Origin of the sequence: Streptomyces sp. NPDC051217 (assembly GCF_044455465.1) — a bacterium.
Lineage (GTDB): Bacteria > Actinomycetota > Actinomycetes > Streptomycetales > Streptomycetaceae > Streptomyces.
Map to the genome: position 1 here is coordinate 198751 of NZ_JBITEV010000011.1, position 17268 is coordinate 216018.

Below are 17268 nucleotides of genomic sequence, written 5' to 3' on the forward strand. Positions count from 1 at the left end.
GGTAAGGCTTGGCTAAGTCTATGCACCGGATCAAGCCACGGACCGGCCGAGGGGTCCATGCACAATGCTTGTATGACTTCGCCTCCGGCCTCGCTCCCTACCCCGCCTCCGCTGACGGTCGGTTTCGACCTCGACATGACGCTCATCGACTCCCGGCCGGGCATCCACGCCGCCTACCTGGCACTTTCCGCCGAGACCGGTGTCCCGATCGACGCCGACCTCGCCGTGACCAGGCTCGGGCCGCCGCTCGACGAGGAGTTGGCGCACTGGTTCCCCGCCGAGCGCATCGCGGAGATGGGTGACCGGTACAGGGAGATCTATCCCACACACGCGATCAAGCCGACGCCCCTCATGCTCGGTGCCCGCGAGGCCGTCGCCGCGGTTCAGGCGCTCGGCGGGCGGGCGATCGTGGTGACGGCGAAGCACGAGCCGAACGCGAAGCTGCATCTCGCGCATCTCGGCGTGGAGCCGGACGAGGTGATCGGCTGGCTGTGGGCGGAGGCGAAGGGCGAGGCGCTGCGCGAGCACGGTGCGAGCGTGTACGTCGGTGACCACACCGGCGATGTACGGGGCGCCCGCACGGCGGGGGCGCTCTCGGTCGCGGTGCCGACGGGCCCCTGCGACGAGGAGGAACTGCGGGCGGCGGGCGCGGACGTGGTGCTGCCGGATCTGCTGGCGTTCCCGCGGTGGCTGCGGTCCTACGTGGCAGGCGGCGTGCCGGCCGACGGTCCCGCCACCGGGCCAGCGGTCGAGGCGGACCTGGCCTGACGGCGCTGCGCGGCGATCGACCGGAGCAGCCCGGCGCCCGCGATCACGAAGCCGACGCCCATCAGCATGCAGAGCGCGTACGCGACGGTGGGGAACGGGTCCGTCCCGAGGAACAGCGGGGCCACGGTGACCAGAGTGGCGACCGCGCCGGCGATGAAGACGATCGCGCCGATCCGCACGAGCCGGTCGCCGGGACCGGCCTGCTGGGCCGGTCGCTCCGGCACGGGCTGAGCTGTGGGTTCAGCCGTTGGTTCAGCCGCGGGTGATGAAGGAGTAGCAGTCACTCCACCAGGGTAGTTCCCTGCGGACAGGAACCAACCGGCGACGTCTTGTCACCAGCCCCTGGACCATTAGCCTTGGGGACGGCGGGTCGTCCGACCCGCTGTAGTGCTATCCAGAGCCGTTTTTGTGCGCGCCAGCGCCCCCAACACATATGAGGACGAGGACAGACGTGCCTACCGGCCAGGTCAAGTGGTTCAACCGTGAGAAGGGCTTCGGCTTTCTCTCCCGTGACGACGGCGGCGACGTCTTCGTCCACTCATCGGTCCTCCCTGCCGGAGTCGACGCACTGAAGCCGGGCCAGCGTGTCGAGTTCGGCGTCGTCGCAGGCCAGCGCGGTGACCAGGCCCTCTCGGTCACCGTCCTCGACCCGGCCCCCTCGGTGGCGGCGGCCCAGCGCCGCAAGCCCGACGAACTGGCCTCGATCGTCCAGGACCTGACGACGCTTCTGGAGAGCATCACCCCCACGCTGGAACGGGGCCGGTATCCGGACAAGGCCCAGGGAGCGAACATCGCGGGCCTGCTGCGCGCCGTGGCGGACCAACTCGACGTCTAGGGCCTGTCGTCCGACAGGCCCTGGAAGCGGCGCGCGCGCCCCGGTCCCGGGACCGGGGCGCCCGGCCGCTCAAGGCGTCAGCCGAAGGTCAGCGCGTCCGGGGAGAGCGGCGGGACCAGGCCCTCGTCCGCCGCCCGGGTGAGGAGGCCGCGTACCGCCGCGTAGCCGTCCGGGCCCAGATCGGCGGTGAACTCGTTGACGTACAGCGCGATGTGCTGTTCCGCGACCGCCGGGTCCATCTCCTGCGCGTGCGCGCGTACGTACGGGCGTGAGGTCTCCGGGTCGTCCCATGCCATCCGGACCGACGTACGCGCCGACTCGGCCAGCGCCTGAAGCGTGTCCGCGCCCAGATTCCGCTTCGCGATGATCGCGCCCAGCGGGATCGGCAGGCCCGTCGTGGACTCCCAGTGCTCACCCATGTCGGCGAGGCTGTGCAGCCCGTAGTCCTGGTAGGTGAAGCGCGCCTCGTGGATGACGAGCCCCGCGTCGACCTTGCCGTCGCGCACCGCCGGCATGATCTCGTGGAAGGGCATGACCACGATCCGGCCCACCCCGCCCGGCAGCACATCGGCCGCCCAGAGCCTGAACAGCAGGTACGCGGTCGAGCGTTCGGACGGTACGGCGACGGTCCCGCCGGTCAGGTCGGTGTCCGGTCCGCGGGTCAGGACCAGCGGGCCGTTGCCCCGGCCGAGCGCGCCGCCGCACGGCAGCAGCGTGTACTCGTCGAGGACCCACGGCAGCACGGCGTACGACACCTTCAGTACGTCCAACTCGCCGCGCTCGGCCATGCCGTTGGTGATGTCGATGTCCGCGAACGTCACGTCCAGCTCGGGCGCGCCGGGCACCCGCCCGTGCGCCCAGGCGTCGAAGACGAACGTGTCGTTGGGACAGGGCGAGTACGCGATCCGCAGGGGCGGTACGGCGGCGTGCCTCATGGCGACTCCTCGAAGACGGGGCTGAGTTGCCGGCAGGCCCCCCGCAGCGCCTCCAGCGCCTGGCCGATGCGCCAGGCCGGACGGTCACGCGGGCCTACGGCGTTGGAGACCGCGCGGATCTCGGCCACCGGCACGCCGTACGCCGCCGCGGCCTCCGCGACGCCGAAACCCTCCATGGCCTCGGCGGCGGCGCGCGGGTGACGTGCGGCCAGCTCGGCGGTACGGGCCGCCGATCCGGTCACGGTGGAGACGGTGAGCACCGGCGCGTGGACGGCGCCCAGGAGGCCCGCGATGCGGGCGGTGAGGTCCGGGGGCGGGTGGTGGACGGTGCGGCCGAAGCCCAGCTCGTCCACCGGGAGGAAACCCTCGGGCGTCTCGGCGCCCAGGTCGGCGGCGACGATGGCGTCCGCCACCACCAGCGAGCCCACGGGGGCGAGTGGCTGGAACCCGCCGCCGATACCGGCGGAGACCACCAGGCCGTACGGGGCCGAGGAGACCTCCGCGCAGGCGAGCGCCGTCGCCGTACCGGAAGCGGCCGCCGCGGAGCCGACCCCGGCCACGAGCACATCGGCGCCCGGGTGGGAGGTCAGGACGTAACCGCCGGGCAGGCGGCGCTCCGTGGCCGCGTCCGCGGCGGCACCGAGCCCGCCGGAGACCGCGTCGGCCTCGGCCCGCACGGCCGTCACCACCAGCACGCGCACGAACGCCCCTCCCTCGCCTGGAAGTCCGGCGACACCGGCAGGAATCAGGACTTCTTCTTCAGCTGGAAGTTCCAGACCCCGGTCACGGCCCGCTCCTTCTCGCTCGTCTCGACGATGCTCAGACTCACGGCGGTGATCGGCTCGCCGGTCTGCGAGGAGAAGAACACCTCGGCGGGGAAGGTGCGGTAGGTGTTCTTGTTCGGCTCGGGCTCGACCCGCTGGCCCTCCAGGTAGAAGGTCCAGCCGTTGTCCGCGATCTCCGGGTCGACGCCGAAGTGGATGTCGTCGTCGGGGGCGACGTCGACCGTCTTGCGGCCGGAGGTGTCGTTGAGGCACTTGTCGAGCGCGGCCTCCGTGCCCACCGACTCGCCGTGGTTGTAGCAGGCCGCCTCGGAGTGCACGGAGTCCGTGCCGACCGTCAGCGTCGCGAGCGGCGTCGGCTTGTCGCAGGCCGAAAGAGCGAGCAGGCCCGCGGACATGGCGCCGAACGCGACACCGGTCCGGCGGACCCTGGCAGAGATAAACGGGGCGGTCATGAGCCGAAGGCTATCGCCCGGCCGGGCTCAGGCAGCGCGCGGGTGCGGCGCGCCGTGCCGGGCCGCGCCGAGCAGTCCCCGTACGGAGAAGGCCGCTCCGGTCGCCAGCAGACCGGCGGCCACCGACATGCCGAGCACACCGTTGAGCGGCAGGGCGATACCGATCACGCCGCCCACCACCCAGGACATCTGGAGCAGCGTCTCGACGCGCGCGAAGGCGGACGTACGGACCTCCTCCGGCACGTCCCGCTGGATGCACGCGTCCAGCGACAGCTTCGACAGCGCCTGCGAGAAACCGGCCACGGCGGCGAGCACCGCGATCATCACGCCGCCGAAGAACACCGCGGCGAAGATCGCCGCCGTGAGCGCGAGACCCAGCACGGACACGATGATCAGCTCGGGCGCGCGGGCCTTGAGCCAGGCGCCCACCGCCGTACCGACCGCGTTGCCCGTACCGGCGGCGACACCCACGATGGTCAGCGAGACGGCGGCGCTCAGCCCCGCCATCGGATGCTGGCGCAGCAGGAACGCCAGGAAGAAGATCAGGAAGCCGGAGAGCGCGCGGTGCGCCGCGTTCGACTGGAGGCCGTTGAAGACGGACGGGCCGACCGTCCGCAGACTCGGCCGCTTCTTGCCCGCGCGCGCCAGCAGCTGCGCCTTGCGCTCGCCCTTCGCGGAGTCCACCTTCGGCGGCATCGTGAACGCCAGGAAGGTGCCCGCGGCGAAGATGACGAACGCGCCGTACAGCGGCCACTGGGGCCCGATCTGCTGGAGGCCGACCCCGATCGGGGCCGCCGCACCCGTCGCGAGAAGTCCCGCGAGGGTCACCCGGGAGTTGGCCCGGACCAGGGGGAACTTCGGTGGGAGCAGCCGTGGCACGACGGCGCTGCGTACGACTCCGTACGCCTTCGACGCGACGAGCACGCCCAGCGCGGCCGGATAGAGCTCAAGACCGCCCGTCGCGACCGCGCCCGACATGGTCAGCGCGAGCAGCGCCCTGGTCAGCATGGCACCGGCCATCGCGGCCCGGCGGCCGTGCGGGACGCGGTCCAGAAGGGGGCCGATCACCGGGGCCAGGAGCGCGAAGGGGGCCATGGTGACGGCGAGGTAGAGCGCGACGCGGCCACGGGCCTCGTCGGTCGGTACGGAGAAGAAGACCGTCGACGCCAGGGCGACGGTGATCATGACGTCACCCGCGCCGTTCACGGCGTGCAGCTCGATCAGTCTGCCGAGCCCGGACTCGCCCGCGCCGTGGGCGTGCGTGGCCTTGCGGATGCCCTTCGCGGTGCCCGTGAACGGCAGGTGCAGGGCACGCCCGACCGTCCGCCCCGCTCTGCGGAGCGGACCGGAGCGCTCGGACGACCTGACGGCTGCCACCCCGTCATAGTGCCCCCACTTCGCGTGGCGGAACGCCCGCGACGTCCCTGACGCGCGGACTTCAGCTGTTCTTCTCATTACTTTGCCGAGATTTCACGGCGTCTCGGGGGCCCCTGTCCACCGATGGTTCCGGAGTCTTTCCCGGGTCGGCGCACCGCCTGCGGGCTGCCCGAACTCGGGGAAAGGGGGCGTGCAGGTGGGCGGCGGGCGGTGGAGGGGGTAGCGTGCGTAGCGCGCCACCGGCGGTTGTTCTCGGCCGCGCGCCTCTTCGTCATCCCGCAGAATGGTTGACGGTAGGTGTGCCCGGGAGAAGTCGGGCGTGGACGTCGATGCGGCCCTCTGGTCCGCTCCGCCCTCGGCCCGTACATCGTGAATCGGCCGGCGCACCCGTGAAACGGCGTAGGAGAGAAGCGAGACCTGTGAGTGCTGCGACGACTCGAAGCCGAACCCCCGACCGCCTGTGCGCCGAGGCGGTGGACCTCGCGAGGTCGGCGGCCGAGGAGGCTGCCGCGCCCGGTGTCGTAGGTGAGCATGTGGCGGTGGTGTCCGAGGGTGACCGTGTGGTGACGCATCTCTTCGAATGCAAGGAGATGGGCTACCGCGGCTGGCGCTGGGCGGTGACCGTCGCCCGCGCGTCCCGCTCCAAGCTCGTCACCCTTGACGAAACGGTGCTGCTGCCCGGCCCCGACTCCCTCCAGGCCCCCGAATGGGTGCCGTGGAGCGACCGGCTGCGCCCCGGCGACATGGGCCCCGGCGATCTGCTGCCGACCGAGGCGGAGGATCTGCGCCTGGAGCCCGGCTACAGCGGCGAGGACACACCCCCGCCGAACTCGGCGGTGCCGGACGCCGTCACCCCGCAGGCCCTGGCCGAGCTGGTCGAGGCGGAGGACGCGGAGGAGACGGACCGCGGCGTCGTACCGGCCGCCGACGAGGGCACACCGCTCAGCGTGCGCGGCACGATCGCGGCGGTCGCCGAGGAACTCGGCATGCGCCGGGCCAGAGTGCTGTCCCGGTACGGGCTCCACATCGCGGCCGACCGGTGGGACGAGGCCTTCGGCGCCAAGACCCCGATGGCACAGGCGGCACCCGCGCCCTGTGTCTCCTGCGGCTTCCTCCTGCCGCTGGCCGGCTCGCTGCGGCAGGCGTTCGGCGTCTGCGCCAACGAGTTCTCGCCGGCGGACGGGCGGGTGGTGTCGCTGGCGTACGGCTGCGGCGGCCACTCCGAGGCCGCGGTCATGCCGACGCCGCCGCGTCCGGCGCCGCACGTCCTGGACGAGCTGGGCGCGGACGCGTTCCCGCTGGGGTCCTCGGGGAGCGGCGACGGTGCCGGTACGCGGGGGGCCTCGGACCAGCCCTGAGGTGCCTGCTGGGCCGGACGGCCCCATGGAGGACGTGGGCGACTGCTGACCCGCTCGGCGGCGGGGCGCTGCCCGCAGGTCACGTCGTGCGTGACGCGGTGGCGTGCGCCGCGTTCTGGTGCCGTCCGAGGTATAGGCGGCAGTCGACGGCCTCGCTCAACCCGCCTTCATCGAAGGCAAGTTGCTCGGCCCACCACCACGCGTCGCACTCCTCGCACTCCGCGTGCGCTTCGGGGGTCGCGGTGCCGCCGCCTGGCGCGTGGACTTCTTCTGTCCGCCGCACGTCCTCGGGGCGCGCCTCCCACTCGTCCGTACCGAGAAACGACCGCAGCCGCCACCGCCCGTCGCCCGTCCCCCGGTACTCCGCCAACCTGCCCACGGCGATGTCGAGAACCGAGGCTCCCACTTCCGGTGGCGTCTCGACGGGCGCCAGCGGGCCTCGGACAGGGGCCTCCTCGGGGCGTCGGCAGCAAGCGTGCTCCCCTGTCCGGTAGGCCGGATCCAGTCCCGCCGGTCGGGTCCGCGTCTCGTCGGGCATCAGGTCAACTCCTGGACAAGTCGGGCCCACACGCCGTATCCGTCGGCGGTGGCGCCGTACGACTGCGACAGCCGGTCGATGATCAGAACGCCCGGTCCGTGGACCTGGAGCATGGGCAGGGGATGGGCGCCACTGGCGCTGATGCGTGCCCGTCGGCCGGCGGTCGAGATGGTGATCTCGACGGCATTGGGGCGTCGGGCGGGCGAGCTGCCGAGGATCGCGACGAACAGTTCGTTCGCGATGGCGGGGGCGTCCCTGTGTGTAAGGCGGCCCCTGGTCCACTGCCGGACGCGGGCGGCCTCGGCAGGGTGGCCCTTGAAGACCAGGCGCCAGGTGTGTCCCGATTCGGACATGGCTGTCCCTCGGCTTCCGTGGCTATCTGTGTACGGATAGTGTCTTTCTGTACTCAGATTGCGGGAGTTGGTGCTGGTCAAGTGGGAGGGGAGAGTATGTGTGTACAGATTGACGCGATGATTGAGGACGGTGGTGTGGCGGTGGCACAGCCCGAGTACCTGCGGATCGCCGCTGACCTGCGGCGCCGCATCTCGTCCGGCGAGTACGGGCCCGGCGATCGGCTGCCCACGCTTCCCGAGCTGTGCGAGGCGTACCGCGTATCGGAGACGACGATCCGCAACGCGCTCAGCCTGCTCCGCAACGAGGGGCTGATCGAGTCCAAGGCAAGGGCCGGGACGCGAGTGAGGCCGCAGCCGCCCGTCCACCGCATGGCCGCCGACCGGTACCGCGGCGCGCCTGGAGCCAGGGCCACGCCGTACACCCGCGACCAGGGCATCGGCTGGTCAGAGTACCGGCTCGACAAGCGGTTCGAACGGGTCCAGGCCAGCGCCGAGTTGGCCGCGCTGTTCGAATGCGAGCCCGGCGAACGGCTCCTCGCCCGGCATTTCGTCTTCCACGACAACGATCAGCCGACGCAAATGTCCACCAGCTACGTGCGCTGGTCCGATGTTGCCGGCACACCCGTGGCGGATCCGATCAACGAGCCGTGGCCGGGCGGCACCCGCACGCAGCTCGGCAGCCTGGGCATCCACGTCAACCGCATCACCGAGAGTTTCACGGCGGCGATGCCGACCGAGGTCGAGGCCGCGACTCTGCGCGTCGGTGCCGGGGTCCCGGTGCTGCGGTACACCCGACGGCACATCGCGGACACCGGACGCATCGTGGAGGTCGCACATCCGATCGTGCGTAGAGCGGACACCACAGTCGTTGACTTTGTCATCGACCTGGACGACTGAACCCCGGACGCACGAAAGCGTTCCTGCCTAGCGCCGCTGATATGGACCCGCACCCCGCCGGAGGCGCGCCGCGCGGTACCTTCGGGCCGCACACTTACCGATACGGGACCGGCAGGCGGAGAGAGCGGAGTCACAGGTGAGCGTCACGACGACCGAGGGGGCCGACCCGTTCGGAACGGCTCGGCTGCGGCGTGCGGTACTGGCCTCGTGGGGCGCGGGCCCCGCCCGCTTCCGGGAGGACGCCAACGCCGAGGAGGACCTCGCGCTCGGCGGCTACCGTGACCGCCTGATCGTCGAGCTGGCGCAGAACGCCGCCGACGCCGCCGCCCGCGCCGGAGCTCCCGGCCGGCTCCGGCTCACCCTGCGGGCGGCCACCGCCGAAGGCCCCGCCGTGCTCGTGGCCGCCAACACCGGCGCGCCCCTCGACGCGGTGGGCGTCGAATCCCTCAGCACCCTGCGCGCCTCCGCCAAGCGCGAGGGGCACGAGTCCGCCGTCGGGCGCTTCGGTGTCGGCTTCGCCGCCGTCATCGCCGTCAGCGACGAACCCGCCGTCGTCGGCCGGCACGGCGGTGTCCGGTGGTCGCTCGCCGAGGCGCGCGAGCTGGCCCGGGAGACCGCGCGGACGAGCCCGGGGCTCGGCGACGAGCTGCGGCGCCGGGACGGTCATGTGCCGCTGCTGCGGCTGCCGCTGCCCGCCGAGGGCAGCGCCCCCGACGGTTACGACACCGTGGTCATACTTCCCCTGCGGGACGGGACCGCGCTCGATCTGGTGGAGCGGCTGCTCGCCGCGATCGACGACGCGCTGCTGCTGACCCTGCCGGGCCTGGAAGAGATCGTGGTCGAAACCCCGGACGGCGAGCGGGTGTTGAGGCGCGGCGAGCACGGCCCGTACGTGCACGTCGAGGACAGCGCCGCCGAGGCGGTGAGCCGCTGGCGGGTCGTCAGCCACCACGGCGCCACCGCGCCGGAACTTCTCGAAGGCCGGCCCGTGGAGGAGCGTCTGCGCCCCCACTGGGCGGTCACCTGGGCCGTTCCCGTGGACGCCGAGGGCTCCCCCGTCCCGCCCCGTACGGCGCCCGTGGTGCACGCCCCGACGCCGACCGACGAACCCCTGGGCGTGCCCGCCCTGTTGATCGCCTCGCTGCCGCTGGACACCACCCGGCGGCACCCCGCGCCCGGACCGCTCACCGACTTCCTGGTGGAGCGGGCGGCCGACGCGTACGCCGAACTCCTCGGCGACTGGCTGCCGGTGTCGACCGGCACCATCGACCTGGTGCCGGGGCCGCTCGGCAAGGGCGAGCTGGACGGCGTGCTGCGCGCCGCGATCCTTCAGCGGCTGCCGCGCGTCGCCTTCCTCGAACCGGCCGCCCCCAGCGAGGAGTTGACCGCGCTGCGGCCCTTCGAGGCGGAGGTCGTGGAGGGCGCGGGCGCCGACACCGTACGCGTACTGGCCGAAGTACTGCCCACGTTGCTGCCCGCCGGGCTCGAACGGCGCACGGAGCTGCGGTCCCTGACGGTGGGCCGACTGCCCCTCGGCGAGGCCATCGAGCGCATCGGCGGCACCGAGCGCGCCCCCGAGTGGTGGCGGCGGCTCTACGAGTCCCTGGCCGGAGTCGACCCGGACCGGCTGTCCGGACTGCCGGTCCCGCTCGTCGGCGGCCGCACGGCGGTCGGCCCCCGCCGGGTCCTGCTGCCCCTCGCCGAGACACCGGCCGACCTGGCCAGGCTCGGACTGAAGGTGGCGCACCCGGATGCCGCCCACCCGCTGCTGGAGAAGCTCGGCGCGCTGCCCGCGACCCCGCGCGCCGTGCTGACGACCCCGGAGGTACGGGCGGCGGTCGCCGCCTCGCTGGACGCCGGCGAGGTCTGGGACGAAGAGAAGTCGCTCGACGCCGACGAGCTGGCCGAGACGGTCCTCGCGCTGGTGCGGGACGCGGATCTGGACGTCGGCGACGAGCCATGGCTGGCCGCGCTCGCCCTGCCCGACGAGGAGGGCGAACTCGCCCCCGCCGGTGAACTCGTGCTGCCCGGCAGCCCGTTCGCCGCCGTCATGCGCGAGGACGAACTCGCCCTGTGCGACGCCGAACTGGCCGAACGCTGGGGCGAACAGGCGCTGGCCGCCTGCGGGGTGCTGGCCAACTTCACCCTCGTACGCGCCACGGACGTCGTCCTGGACCCGGACGAACTGGAGCCGCGCGACGGCGACTTCGCCGAGCCCGACGACGCCGGGCTGCTCGACGCCGTCGACGTCTGGTGCGAGGACGTGCTGGACCGGCTGCCCGAGACGCCCGTGCCGCCGGTCGCCACCGAGATCGTGGCCGTACGCGACCTGGACCTGGTGGACGACGACGCCTGGCCGCAGGCGCTCGCCCTGCTGGCACGGCCGCCGCTGCGGGACGCGCTGACCGCGCCCGTACGGGTGCTGCTGCCCGACGGCACGACCGAGAGCGTGCGCTCTTACACCGCCTGGTGGCTGCGCGACCACCCCGTGCTCGACGGACGGCGCCCGGCGGGTCTGCGCGCGGCGGGCGGCGATCCGCTGCTGGCCGGACTGTACGACGCTGTGGACGCCTCCGGGTTCGAGGACGTCCAGGTGCTGCGCGCGCTGGGTGTACGGACCTCGGTCGCCGCCCTGCTCGACGAGCCCGGCGGCGCCGCCGAGCTGCTCTCGCGCCTTGCCGACCCGGACCGGGAGGTGACGGCACCTCAACTGCACGCCCTCTACACGGCGATCGCCGATCTCGACCCCGAACAGGTCACACTCCCGGACGAGTTGCGGGCCGTGGTGGACGGCGAGGTGCGGATCGTGGACGCGGCGGACGCCGTGATCGCGGACGTACCCGATCTGCTGCCGCTGACCGAGGGGATGCCGCTGCTGCCGGTGGCCCCGGCGCGGGCCGCCGAACTCGCGGAGCTGCTCCAGGTCGGGCGGCTCGGCGAGAGCGTCACGGCGGAGGTGACGACGCGGGGCGAGGAGTACGAGGTCCCGGAGTCCGTCCACGTACTGCTCGGCGCGGGCACCCCCGACACGTACATCGAGCACGAGCGGCTGCTCGCGGGCGGCACCGAGCTGGACTGGCGGCGGACGCCGGACGGCACGGTCCACGCGTCCACCGTGGAGGGTGTCGCCGCCGGTCTGGCGTGGTCGGCGGGACAGTGGCCGCGCCGCTTCGAGGTGGCCGCGCTGCTGGAAGACGCGTCGCGTACCGAGGAGTTGGCGCGGGACCGCTGGTTCGACTGACGGCGGTCCGGACGCACGGCCCCAGATGTGTGACCTTCACGAAAAAGTCACGTGACGCACAACCATCGGCGCATGCTTCTCGTCTGACCAGGCGAGCCAATCAGGCTCACTGACAAATGGGGAAACGCATGCGAATCCGTGCCACTGTTGCCGTCGCGACCGGTGCCCTGGCTCTGTCGGCTCTCGCCGTGCCGGCCACCCAGGCCGCGCCCGCGGACGACCGTCCCGGCGTGCCGTCCTACGGCTCCGCCACGCACCAGGGGTCGGCCGCCGCGGCGAAGGGCAGGGCCAGGGAGGCCGGCGAGGCCCCGGTGATCAGCAAGGCCGTGGTGAACGGTGGCAAGCCCATCATCGTCGGCGCCAAGGCCGTCAAGAAGGTCACGGTCTCGATCACCGCGTCGCACCCGTCCGGCATCACGGACGCCGACGCGATCATCTGGACCGGGGTCAGTGTGGACGTCCCGGAGTCCTTCGGCTTCGGGTCCACCGGTCCCACCTCCTGCGTGCCTGTGGGCACCAGCACGACCACATCCATCTGCACGCAGACCATCGAAATCGATCCCACGTGGCTCCTCAACAGCGACTCCAAGGGCTGGAACGTTGGAGTCTGGGTGAATTCGAAGGACACCTTCAGCGCGCAGAGCGACAAGTTCGGCAGGACGAGCCTCCAGCGGCTGGCGAAGCTGGACGTCAACGCCGCCCCCGAGCCGGTGGTGAAGGGCGGCACGGTCACGATCACGGGCAAGCTGACCCGTGCCAACTGGGAGACGGGCACCTACAAGGGCTACGCCACCCAGTCCGTGAAGCTGGAGTTCCGTAAGAGCACCAGCACCGCCTACACCTCGGTCAAGGGCGTCAAGACCTCCACCACGGGCACGCTGAAGACCACGTCCAAGGCGACCGTGGACGGCTACTGGCGCTGGAACTTCGCCGGTACGTCCACCACCCCGGCGATCATCCCGGCCGGCGACTTCGTCGACGTGCGCTGACGCATCAGCCGGACCGGGCCCCGCGCGAGGTGCGCGGGGCCCTTCGCCGTCCCCCGCCCGTTACGCCGGATACTTCCGGTCCACCAGCCGCCACGCCACTTCCAGCAGCACCGCGCCCACGCCCGCGATCGCCACCGCCGTCCACGGCAGCGTCGTCCCTACCAGCTTCAGCGCGAAGAAGTTCTGGAGCCACGGCACCGCCAGCACGAGCAGGAAGAGGAACCCCATCGCCAGCACCAGCCCCATCCGCCACCAGGTGTAGGGGCGGGCGATGATCACCAGTACCCACATCGTGACCAGGAACAGCGTCAGCGTCGCCGCGCTCGTCTCGGCGGACAGCGAGCCGGGCCCGCTGTGATGAGTGCGGGCCAGCAGATACGTCGCGAACGTGGTGGCCGAGGCGATGATGCCGCTGGGTACCGAGTACCGCATCACCCTGCGTACGAAGTTCGGCTGGGCGCGCTCCTTGTTGGGCGCGAGGGCCAGGAAGAAGGCGGGGACGCCGATCGTGAGCGTGGAGATCAGCGTCAGATGCCGGGGCAGGAACGGATACTCCACCTGCGTGCACACCACCAGGATGGCCAGCAGCACGGAGTAGACCGTCTTCGTCAGGAACAGTGTCGCGACGCGCGTGATGTTCCCGATCACACGTCGGCCCTCGGCCACCACCGAGGGCAGCGTGGCGAAGCTGTTGTTGAGGAGCACGATCTGGGCGACCGCCCGCGTCGCCTCCGACCCCGAGCCCATCGCGACACCGATGTCGGCGTCCTTCAGGGCGAGGACGTCGTTCACGCCGTCACCGGTCATCGCGACCGTATGGCCGTGCGACTGGAGCGCGCCCACCATCTCGCGCTTCTGCTGCGGGCTGACCCGGCCGAAGACCGACGCCGATTCGAGCGCGTCCGCCATCTCGTCCCGGTCGCTGGGCAGCAGGCGCGCGTCCACCGTACGGTCCGCGCCCGGCAGCCCGAGCTTCGCGGCGACGGCGCCGACCGAGACCGCGTTGTCGCCGGAGATCACCTTCGCCTGGACGTCCTGGTCGGCGAAGTAGGTGAGGGTCTCGGCGGCGTCGGGGCGCAGCCGCTGCTCCAGCACCACGAGCGCCGTCGCCCGCGCGCCGTCCGTCACGTCGGGCGCGTCGAGCGCGACGGCGCCCTCCGGGCGGGCCAGCAGGAGTACGCGCAGGCCCTGCTCGTTGAGGGAGTCGATCTCGGTGAGCGTGGGGTCGCCGGCGGGCAGCAGGATGTCGGGCGCGCCCAGGAGCCAGCTGACGGGCCCGCCGCCGCCCTCGGGATCGCCCTCGAACGTGGCGCCGCTGTACTTGCGGGCCGATGAGAACGGCAGCGCCGCCGTGGCGTGCCACCCGGACTCGTCCGGATACGCGTCGATGATCGCCTTGAGGCTGGCGTTGGGCCGGGGGTCGGACGCGCCGAGGGCGCCGAGCACCGTGCGTACGTACGCCTCGTCACCGCCGTTCAGCGGCCGGAGCTCGGTGACGTCCATGCCGCCCTCGGTGAGCGTGCCCGTCTTGTCGAGGCAGACGACGTCCACGCGGGCCAGGCCCTCGATCGCGGGCAGCTCCTGGACCAGGCACTGCTTGCGGCCGAGCCGGATGACACCGATCGCGAACGCGACCGAGGTCAGCAGGACCAGGCCCTCCGGGATCATCGGGACGATGCCGCCGATGGTCCGGGCGACGGAGTCCTTGAATTCTCTGTCCTCGGCGACGAGCAGGCTGATGATCAGCCCGATCGCCGTCGGGATCATCATCCAGGTCACGTACTTGAGAATCGTGCTGATGCCGGTGCGCAGTTCGGACTGGACGAGAGTGAAGCGCGAGGCCTCCTCGGCGAGTTGCGCCGCGTACGCCTCCCGTCCGACCTTGGTCGCCCGGAACGCGCCGCCGCCCGAGACCACGAAGCTGCCCGACATCACCGTGTCGCCGGGGTGTTTGAGCACCGGGTCGGCCTCACCGGTGAGCAGTGACTCGTCGACCTCCAGGCTGTCGGCCTCGACGATCTCGCCGTCCACGACGACCTTGTCGCCGGGGCCGAGTTCGACGAGGTCGCCGAGGACGATCTCGGAGGTGGAGATCCCGGCGGCGACGCCGTCCCGCCGTACCACCGGCTTGGCCTCGCCGATGACGGCCAGACCGTCGAGCGTCTTCTTGGCGCGCAGCTCCTGGATGATGCCGATACCGGTGTTCGCGATGATCACGAAGCCGAAGAGGCTGTCCTGGATCGGCGCGACGACGAGCACGATCGCCCAGAGCACCCCGATGAGCGCGTTGAACCGGGTGAAGACGTTGGCGCGGACGATCTCGACGGTGGAGCGGCTGCTGCGTACGGGAACGTCGTTGACCTCGCCCCGCGCCACCCGCTCGGCGACCTCCGCGGCGGTCAGACCGGTGGCGCGCCCCGCCGGCTCCTTCGAACGGCCGAGCAGCGCACCCGCGTCGATGGGGTCGCGTGGCTCGCCGTCGCCGGTGTCGATCTTCGCCCGCTGAGTCATGAGACCGACGTTACGGCCGGAAGGGGGCGTTCACCCGCAGGAGGGCCCGAAGATCCGACCGAGGTACGAGAGGTGGGACCGGAAGTCCACCCATGGCATTACGCGCCGTGGGTTCCGTCCGCCGCCGCGCGCTTGATGGCGGCGTCACGCCTGCGGACGTACCAGACACCGATCAGGCCGAGCCCGCCACCGGCGAGACAGGTCCAGACCCACCAGGTGTGGCCGTGGTCGTCGAACCAGCCGTAGAAGGGGAGTTGCACAAGGAAGAGGACGAACCAGATGACGGTGCCGCCGACGATGGTCGGGACGACCGGCCCCTCCAGGGGCTCGGGTGCCTCATGCGTCGGGGTCCACTTCGCCATGACGTCAGTCTATGCGGCGGTCCGTGCACTGCTCATCGGGTGTCGTCGCAGGACTCTACGCGCGGAGATAGCGATCATCGGCCACTCTGTTCATACTGAAACGGTTTTGCGAATGGCCAGTTCCGTTCGTTCGAACATCCCATGATCACGACGACTGAGGTTGCGCATGCCCTCCCCGGACACGGCCGCGGCTCCGGTCGCCATCGACCGCTTCTTCAAGATCTCGGAGCGCGGTTCCACCGTCGCCCGCGAGGTGCGCGGAGGCTTCGCGACCTTCTTCGCGATGGCCTACATCATCGTGCTGAACCCGATCATCCTCGGCAGCGCGAAAGACATCCACGGCCACCAGCTCGACAGCGGCCAGCTGGTCACCGCCACCGTCCTGACCGCCGCCTTCGCCACCCTCCTGATGGGCGTCGTCGGCAACGTACCGATCGCGCTCGCCGCCGGGCTCGGCATCAACACGGTCGTCGCCCTCCAGCTCGCCCCCAGGATGAGCTGGGCCGACGCGATGGGCATGGTCGTCCTGGCCGGCTTCCTTGTCATGCTGCTGGTCGCGACCGGGCTGCGTGAACGGGTGATGAACGCCGTACCGGCGAGCCTGCGCAAGGGCATCGCCATCGGTATCGGTCTCTTCATCCTGCTGATCGGCCTGGTCGACTCCGGCTTCGTCACCCGTATCCCGGACGCCGCCCACACCACCGTGCCGCTCCAGCTCGGCTCGGGCGGCCATCTGGGCGGCTGGCCCGTGCTGGTCTTCGCGCTCGGCACGCTGCTCACGCTCGCGCTGATCATCCGCAAGGTGTCCGGTGCGATCCTGATCTCCATCGTGACGATGACGGCCGTCGCGCTCGTCGTGGAGGCGGTCGCCGATGTGCCGAGCTGGGGCCTGACGACCCCGAAGTGGCCGGGCAACCCCGTGGCAGGACCGGACTTCGGACTGGTCGGCGAGTTCAGTCTCTTCGGCGGCTTCGGGAAGGTCGGCGTCATCACCGGCATCCTCTTCGTCTTCACCGTTCTGCTGTCGACCTTCTTCGACGCGATGGGCACGATCCTGGGCGTCGGCGACGAGGCGAAGCTGATGGACGAGAAGGGGCGGCTGCCCGGTATCAACCGGGTGCTGTTCGTGGACGGCATCGCCGTCGCGTCCGGCGGCGCGACCTCGTCCTCCGCCACCACCTGCTTCGTGGAGTCCACGGCCGGTGTCGGCGAGGGGGCGAGGACCGGACTGGCGTCCGTCGTGACGGGCGCGCTCTTCGGGCTCGCGCTGTTCCTCACACCGATCGCGACGATGGTCCCGTCCCAGGCGGCGACGCCCGCGCTGGTGGCGGTCGGCTTCCTGATTCTCGCCGGGTCGATCAGGGACATCGACTGGAACGACTACACCGTCGCCGTCCCCGCGTTCCTGGCGATGGTGACGATGCCGTTCACGTACTCGATCACCAACGGCATCGGTATCGGCTTCATCACCTTCAGCCTGCTGCGGCTGGTGGCGGGCCGGGGCCGCGAGGTGCCGGTGGTGATGTACGTCGTGTCGGCGGTGTTCGTCTTCTACTACGCGATGCCGGCGCTGGGCCTGACCTGACGGCCGCGCCCGCGCACCGGCACCGCGTGTCGGGAGGTGGGTGCTACGCGGCGCCGTAGAACCTCTCCGTCTCGTCGACGGACGCCCTGAAGCGCTCGTCGAAATCGTCGCGCGTGAGCGTCCCGACCACGTAGTCCTGGACGCTCATTCCGCGTCTGGCGGCGTGCTGCCGAAGCCGGTCCAGCAGCTCACCGTCTATCCGCAGGCTGAGCACTGTCGATCCCATGCAGACCAGGGTCGGGGGCGGGCGCCGGGCGTTGAGTGACTTTCCGTGCTTTCCTC

General features: G+C 71.5%; 17 protein-coding genes. 7 read left to right on the plus strand and 10 right to left on the minus strand.

The window, feature by feature from the left end; genetic code table 11:
• Positions 1 to 72 precede the first annotated feature (72 nt).
• Positions 73 to 768 (plus strand): HAD family hydrolase, encoded by a 696-nt coding sequence (locus ACIBBB_RS24530; protein WP_398985388.1) that lies wholly within the window; start codon positions 73 to 75, stop codon positions 766 to 768.
• On the opposite strand, the gene ACIBBB_RS24535 is transcribed toward ACIBBB_RS24530, so the two are convergent.
• The gene (locus ACIBBB_RS24535; protein ID WP_398985390.1) at positions 699 to 992 is read right to left on the minus strand and encodes a hypothetical protein; all 294 of its coding nucleotides are present in this window, start codon (positions 990 to 992) and stop codon (positions 699 to 701) included. The genes ACIBBB_RS24530 and ACIBBB_RS24535 overlap by 70 nt on opposite strands.
• Before the next feature lie 227 nt (positions 993 to 1219).
• On the opposite strand from ACIBBB_RS24535, the gene ACIBBB_RS24540 reads away from it, so the two are divergent.
• Positions 1220 to 1603, plus strand: a complete 384-nt coding sequence (locus tag ACIBBB_RS24540) for a cold-shock protein (RefSeq protein ID WP_023540819.1) — start codon at positions 1220 to 1222, stop codon at positions 1601 to 1603.
• Positions 1604 to 1680: 77 nt separating this feature from the next.
• Here ACIBBB_RS24540 and ACIBBB_RS24545 read toward each other — a convergent pair whose 3' ends face one another.
• The 4 genes from ACIBBB_RS24545 to ACIBBB_RS24560 are packed head-to-tail and all read right to left on the minus strand — an operon-like array spanning position 1681 to position 5152.
• Positions 1681 to 2538, minus strand: coding sequence for a 1,4-dihydroxy-6-naphthoate synthase (locus ACIBBB_RS24545; RefSeq protein WP_398985393.1), 858 nt, complete (start codon positions 2536 to 2538; stop codon positions 1681 to 1683).
• Positions 2535 to 3239, minus strand: coding sequence for a futalosine hydrolase (locus ACIBBB_RS24550; RefSeq protein ID WP_398985395.1), 705 nt, complete (start codon positions 3237 to 3239; stop codon positions 2535 to 2537). The genes ACIBBB_RS24545 and ACIBBB_RS24550 overlap by 4 nt, the downstream gene beginning before the upstream one ends.
• A gap of 44 nt (positions 3240 to 3283) precedes the next feature.
• Complete coding sequence (locus ACIBBB_RS24555) at positions 3284 to 3775, minus strand: DUF2771 domain-containing protein (protein ID WP_398985397.1); 492 nt, start codon at positions 3773 to 3775, stop codon at positions 3284 to 3286.
• Positions 3776 to 3802: 27 nt separating this feature from the next.
• Complete coding sequence (locus ACIBBB_RS24560; protein WP_398985399.1) at positions 3803 to 5152, minus strand: MFS transporter; 1350 nt, start codon at positions 5150 to 5152, stop codon at positions 3803 to 3805.
• A 419-nt stretch (positions 5153 to 5571) separates the two neighbouring features.
• On the opposite strand from ACIBBB_RS24560, the gene ACIBBB_RS24565 reads away from it, so the two are divergent.
• On the plus strand, positions 5572 to 6510 hold the full coding sequence (locus ACIBBB_RS24565) for a DUF3027 domain-containing protein (RefSeq protein ID WP_398985401.1): 939 nt from the start codon (positions 5572 to 5574) through the stop codon (positions 6508 to 6510).
• Between the two features lie 79 nt (positions 6511 to 6589).
• On the opposite strand, the gene ACIBBB_RS24570 is transcribed toward ACIBBB_RS24565, so the two are convergent.
• Both ACIBBB_RS24570 and ACIBBB_RS24575 read right to left on the minus strand, forming a co-directional pair.
• Complete coding sequence (locus tag ACIBBB_RS24570; protein WP_398985403.1) at positions 6590 to 7048, minus strand: hypothetical protein; 459 nt, start codon at positions 7046 to 7048, stop codon at positions 6590 to 6592.
• Complete coding sequence (locus ACIBBB_RS24575; protein WP_398985405.1) at positions 7048 to 7401, minus strand: hypothetical protein; 354 nt, start codon at positions 7399 to 7401, stop codon at positions 7048 to 7050. Before ACIBBB_RS24575 ends, ACIBBB_RS24570 begins: the two co-directional genes overlap by 1 nt.
• Before the next feature lie 117 nt (positions 7402 to 7518).
• Here ACIBBB_RS24575 and ACIBBB_RS24580 point away from each other — a divergent pair, with 117 nt between their 5' ends.
• The 3 genes from ACIBBB_RS24580 to ACIBBB_RS24590 all read left to right on the plus strand — a co-directional run bounded on the left by ACIBBB_RS24580 (position 7519) and on the right by ACIBBB_RS24590 (position 12528).
• Positions 7519 to 8298, plus strand: a complete 780-nt coding sequence (locus ACIBBB_RS24580) for a GntR family transcriptional regulator (RefSeq protein WP_398985407.1) — start codon at positions 7519 to 7521, stop codon at positions 8296 to 8298.
• A gap of 136 nt (positions 8299 to 8434) precedes the next feature.
• The gene (locus ACIBBB_RS24585; protein ID WP_398985409.1) at positions 8435 to 11539 is read left to right on the plus strand and encodes a sacsin N-terminal ATP-binding-like domain-containing protein; all 3105 of its coding nucleotides are present in this window, start codon (positions 8435 to 8437) and stop codon (positions 11537 to 11539) included.
• Between the two features lie 128 nt (positions 11540 to 11667).
• Positions 11668 to 12528, plus strand: coding sequence for a calcium-binding protein (locus tag ACIBBB_RS24590; protein WP_398985412.1), 861 nt, complete (start codon positions 11668 to 11670; stop codon positions 12526 to 12528).
• Between the two features lie 60 nt (positions 12529 to 12588).
• On the opposite strand, the gene ACIBBB_RS24595 is transcribed toward ACIBBB_RS24590, so the two are convergent.
• Positions 12589 to 15039: an HAD-IC family P-type ATPase gene (locus ACIBBB_RS24595; RefSeq protein ID WP_398985414.1), complete on the minus strand. Its 2451-nt coding sequence runs from the start codon at positions 15037 to 15039 to the stop codon at positions 12589 to 12591.
• A 98-nt stretch (positions 15040 to 15137) separates the two neighbouring features.
• The gene (locus tag ACIBBB_RS24600; RefSeq protein ID WP_398985416.1) at positions 15138 to 15401 is read right to left on the minus strand and encodes a DUF2530 domain-containing protein; all 264 of its coding nucleotides are present in this window, start codon (positions 15399 to 15401) and stop codon (positions 15138 to 15140) included.
• Positions 15402 to 15567: 166 nt separating this feature from the next.
• On the opposite strand from ACIBBB_RS24600, the gene ACIBBB_RS24605 reads away from it, so the two are divergent.
• Complete coding sequence (locus ACIBBB_RS24605; protein WP_398985418.1) at positions 15568 to 16986, plus strand: NCS2 family permease; 1419 nt, start codon at positions 15568 to 15570, stop codon at positions 16984 to 16986.
• A gap of 43 nt (positions 16987 to 17029) precedes the next feature.
• Here the strand turns inward: ACIBBB_RS24605 and ACIBBB_RS24610 are convergent, their stop codons facing one another.
• Complete coding sequence (locus ACIBBB_RS24610) at positions 17030 to 17212, minus strand: ribbon-helix-helix protein, CopG family (RefSeq protein ID WP_189110003.1); 183 nt, start codon at positions 17210 to 17212, stop codon at positions 17030 to 17032.
• Between the last annotated feature and the right edge of the window lie 56 nt (positions 17213 to 17268).

Excerpts from the sequence above, each read along its gene's own strand:
- ACIBBB_RS24545 (WP_398985393.1), bottom strand. The coding sequence starts at position 2,538 with ATGAGGCACGCCGCCGTACCGCCCCTGCGGATCGCGTACTCGCCCTGT.
- ACIBBB_RS24610 (WP_189110003.1), bottom strand. The coding sequence starts at position 17,212 with ATGGGATCGACAGTGCTCAGCCTGCGGATAGACGGTGAGCTGCTGGAC.
- ACIBBB_RS24580 (WP_398985407.1), top strand. The coding sequence starts at position 7,519 with ATGATTGAGGACGGTGGTGTGGCGGTGGCACAGCCCGAGTACCTGCGG.
- ACIBBB_RS24530 (WP_398985388.1), top strand. The coding sequence starts at position 73 with ATGACTTCGCCTCCGGCCTCGCTCCCTACCCCGCCTCCGCTGACGGTC.
- ACIBBB_RS24570 (WP_398985403.1), bottom strand. The coding sequence starts at position 7,048 with ATGCCCGACGAGACGCGGACCCGACCGGCGGGACTGGATCCGGCCTAC.
- ACIBBB_RS24600 (WP_398985416.1), bottom strand. The coding sequence starts at position 15,401 with ATGGCGAAGTGGACCCCGACGCATGAGGCACCCGAGCCCCTGGAGGGG.
- ACIBBB_RS24575 (WP_398985405.1), bottom strand. The coding sequence starts at position 7,401 with ATGTCCGAATCGGGACACACCTGGCGCCTGGTCTTCAAGGGCCACCCT.
- ACIBBB_RS24605 (WP_398985418.1), top strand. The coding sequence starts at position 15,568 with ATGCCCTCCCCGGACACGGCCGCGGCTCCGGTCGCCATCGACCGCTTC.
- ACIBBB_RS24590 (WP_398985412.1), top strand. The coding sequence starts at position 11,668 with ATGCGAATCCGTGCCACTGTTGCCGTCGCGACCGGTGCCCTGGCTCTG.
- ACIBBB_RS24555 (WP_398985397.1), bottom strand. The coding sequence starts at position 3,775 with ATGACCGCCCCGTTTATCTCTGCCAGGGTCCGCCGGACCGGTGTCGCG.
- ACIBBB_RS24595 (WP_398985414.1), bottom strand. The coding sequence starts at position 15,039 with ATGACTCAGCGGGCGAAGATCGACACCGGCGACGGCGAGCCACGCGAC.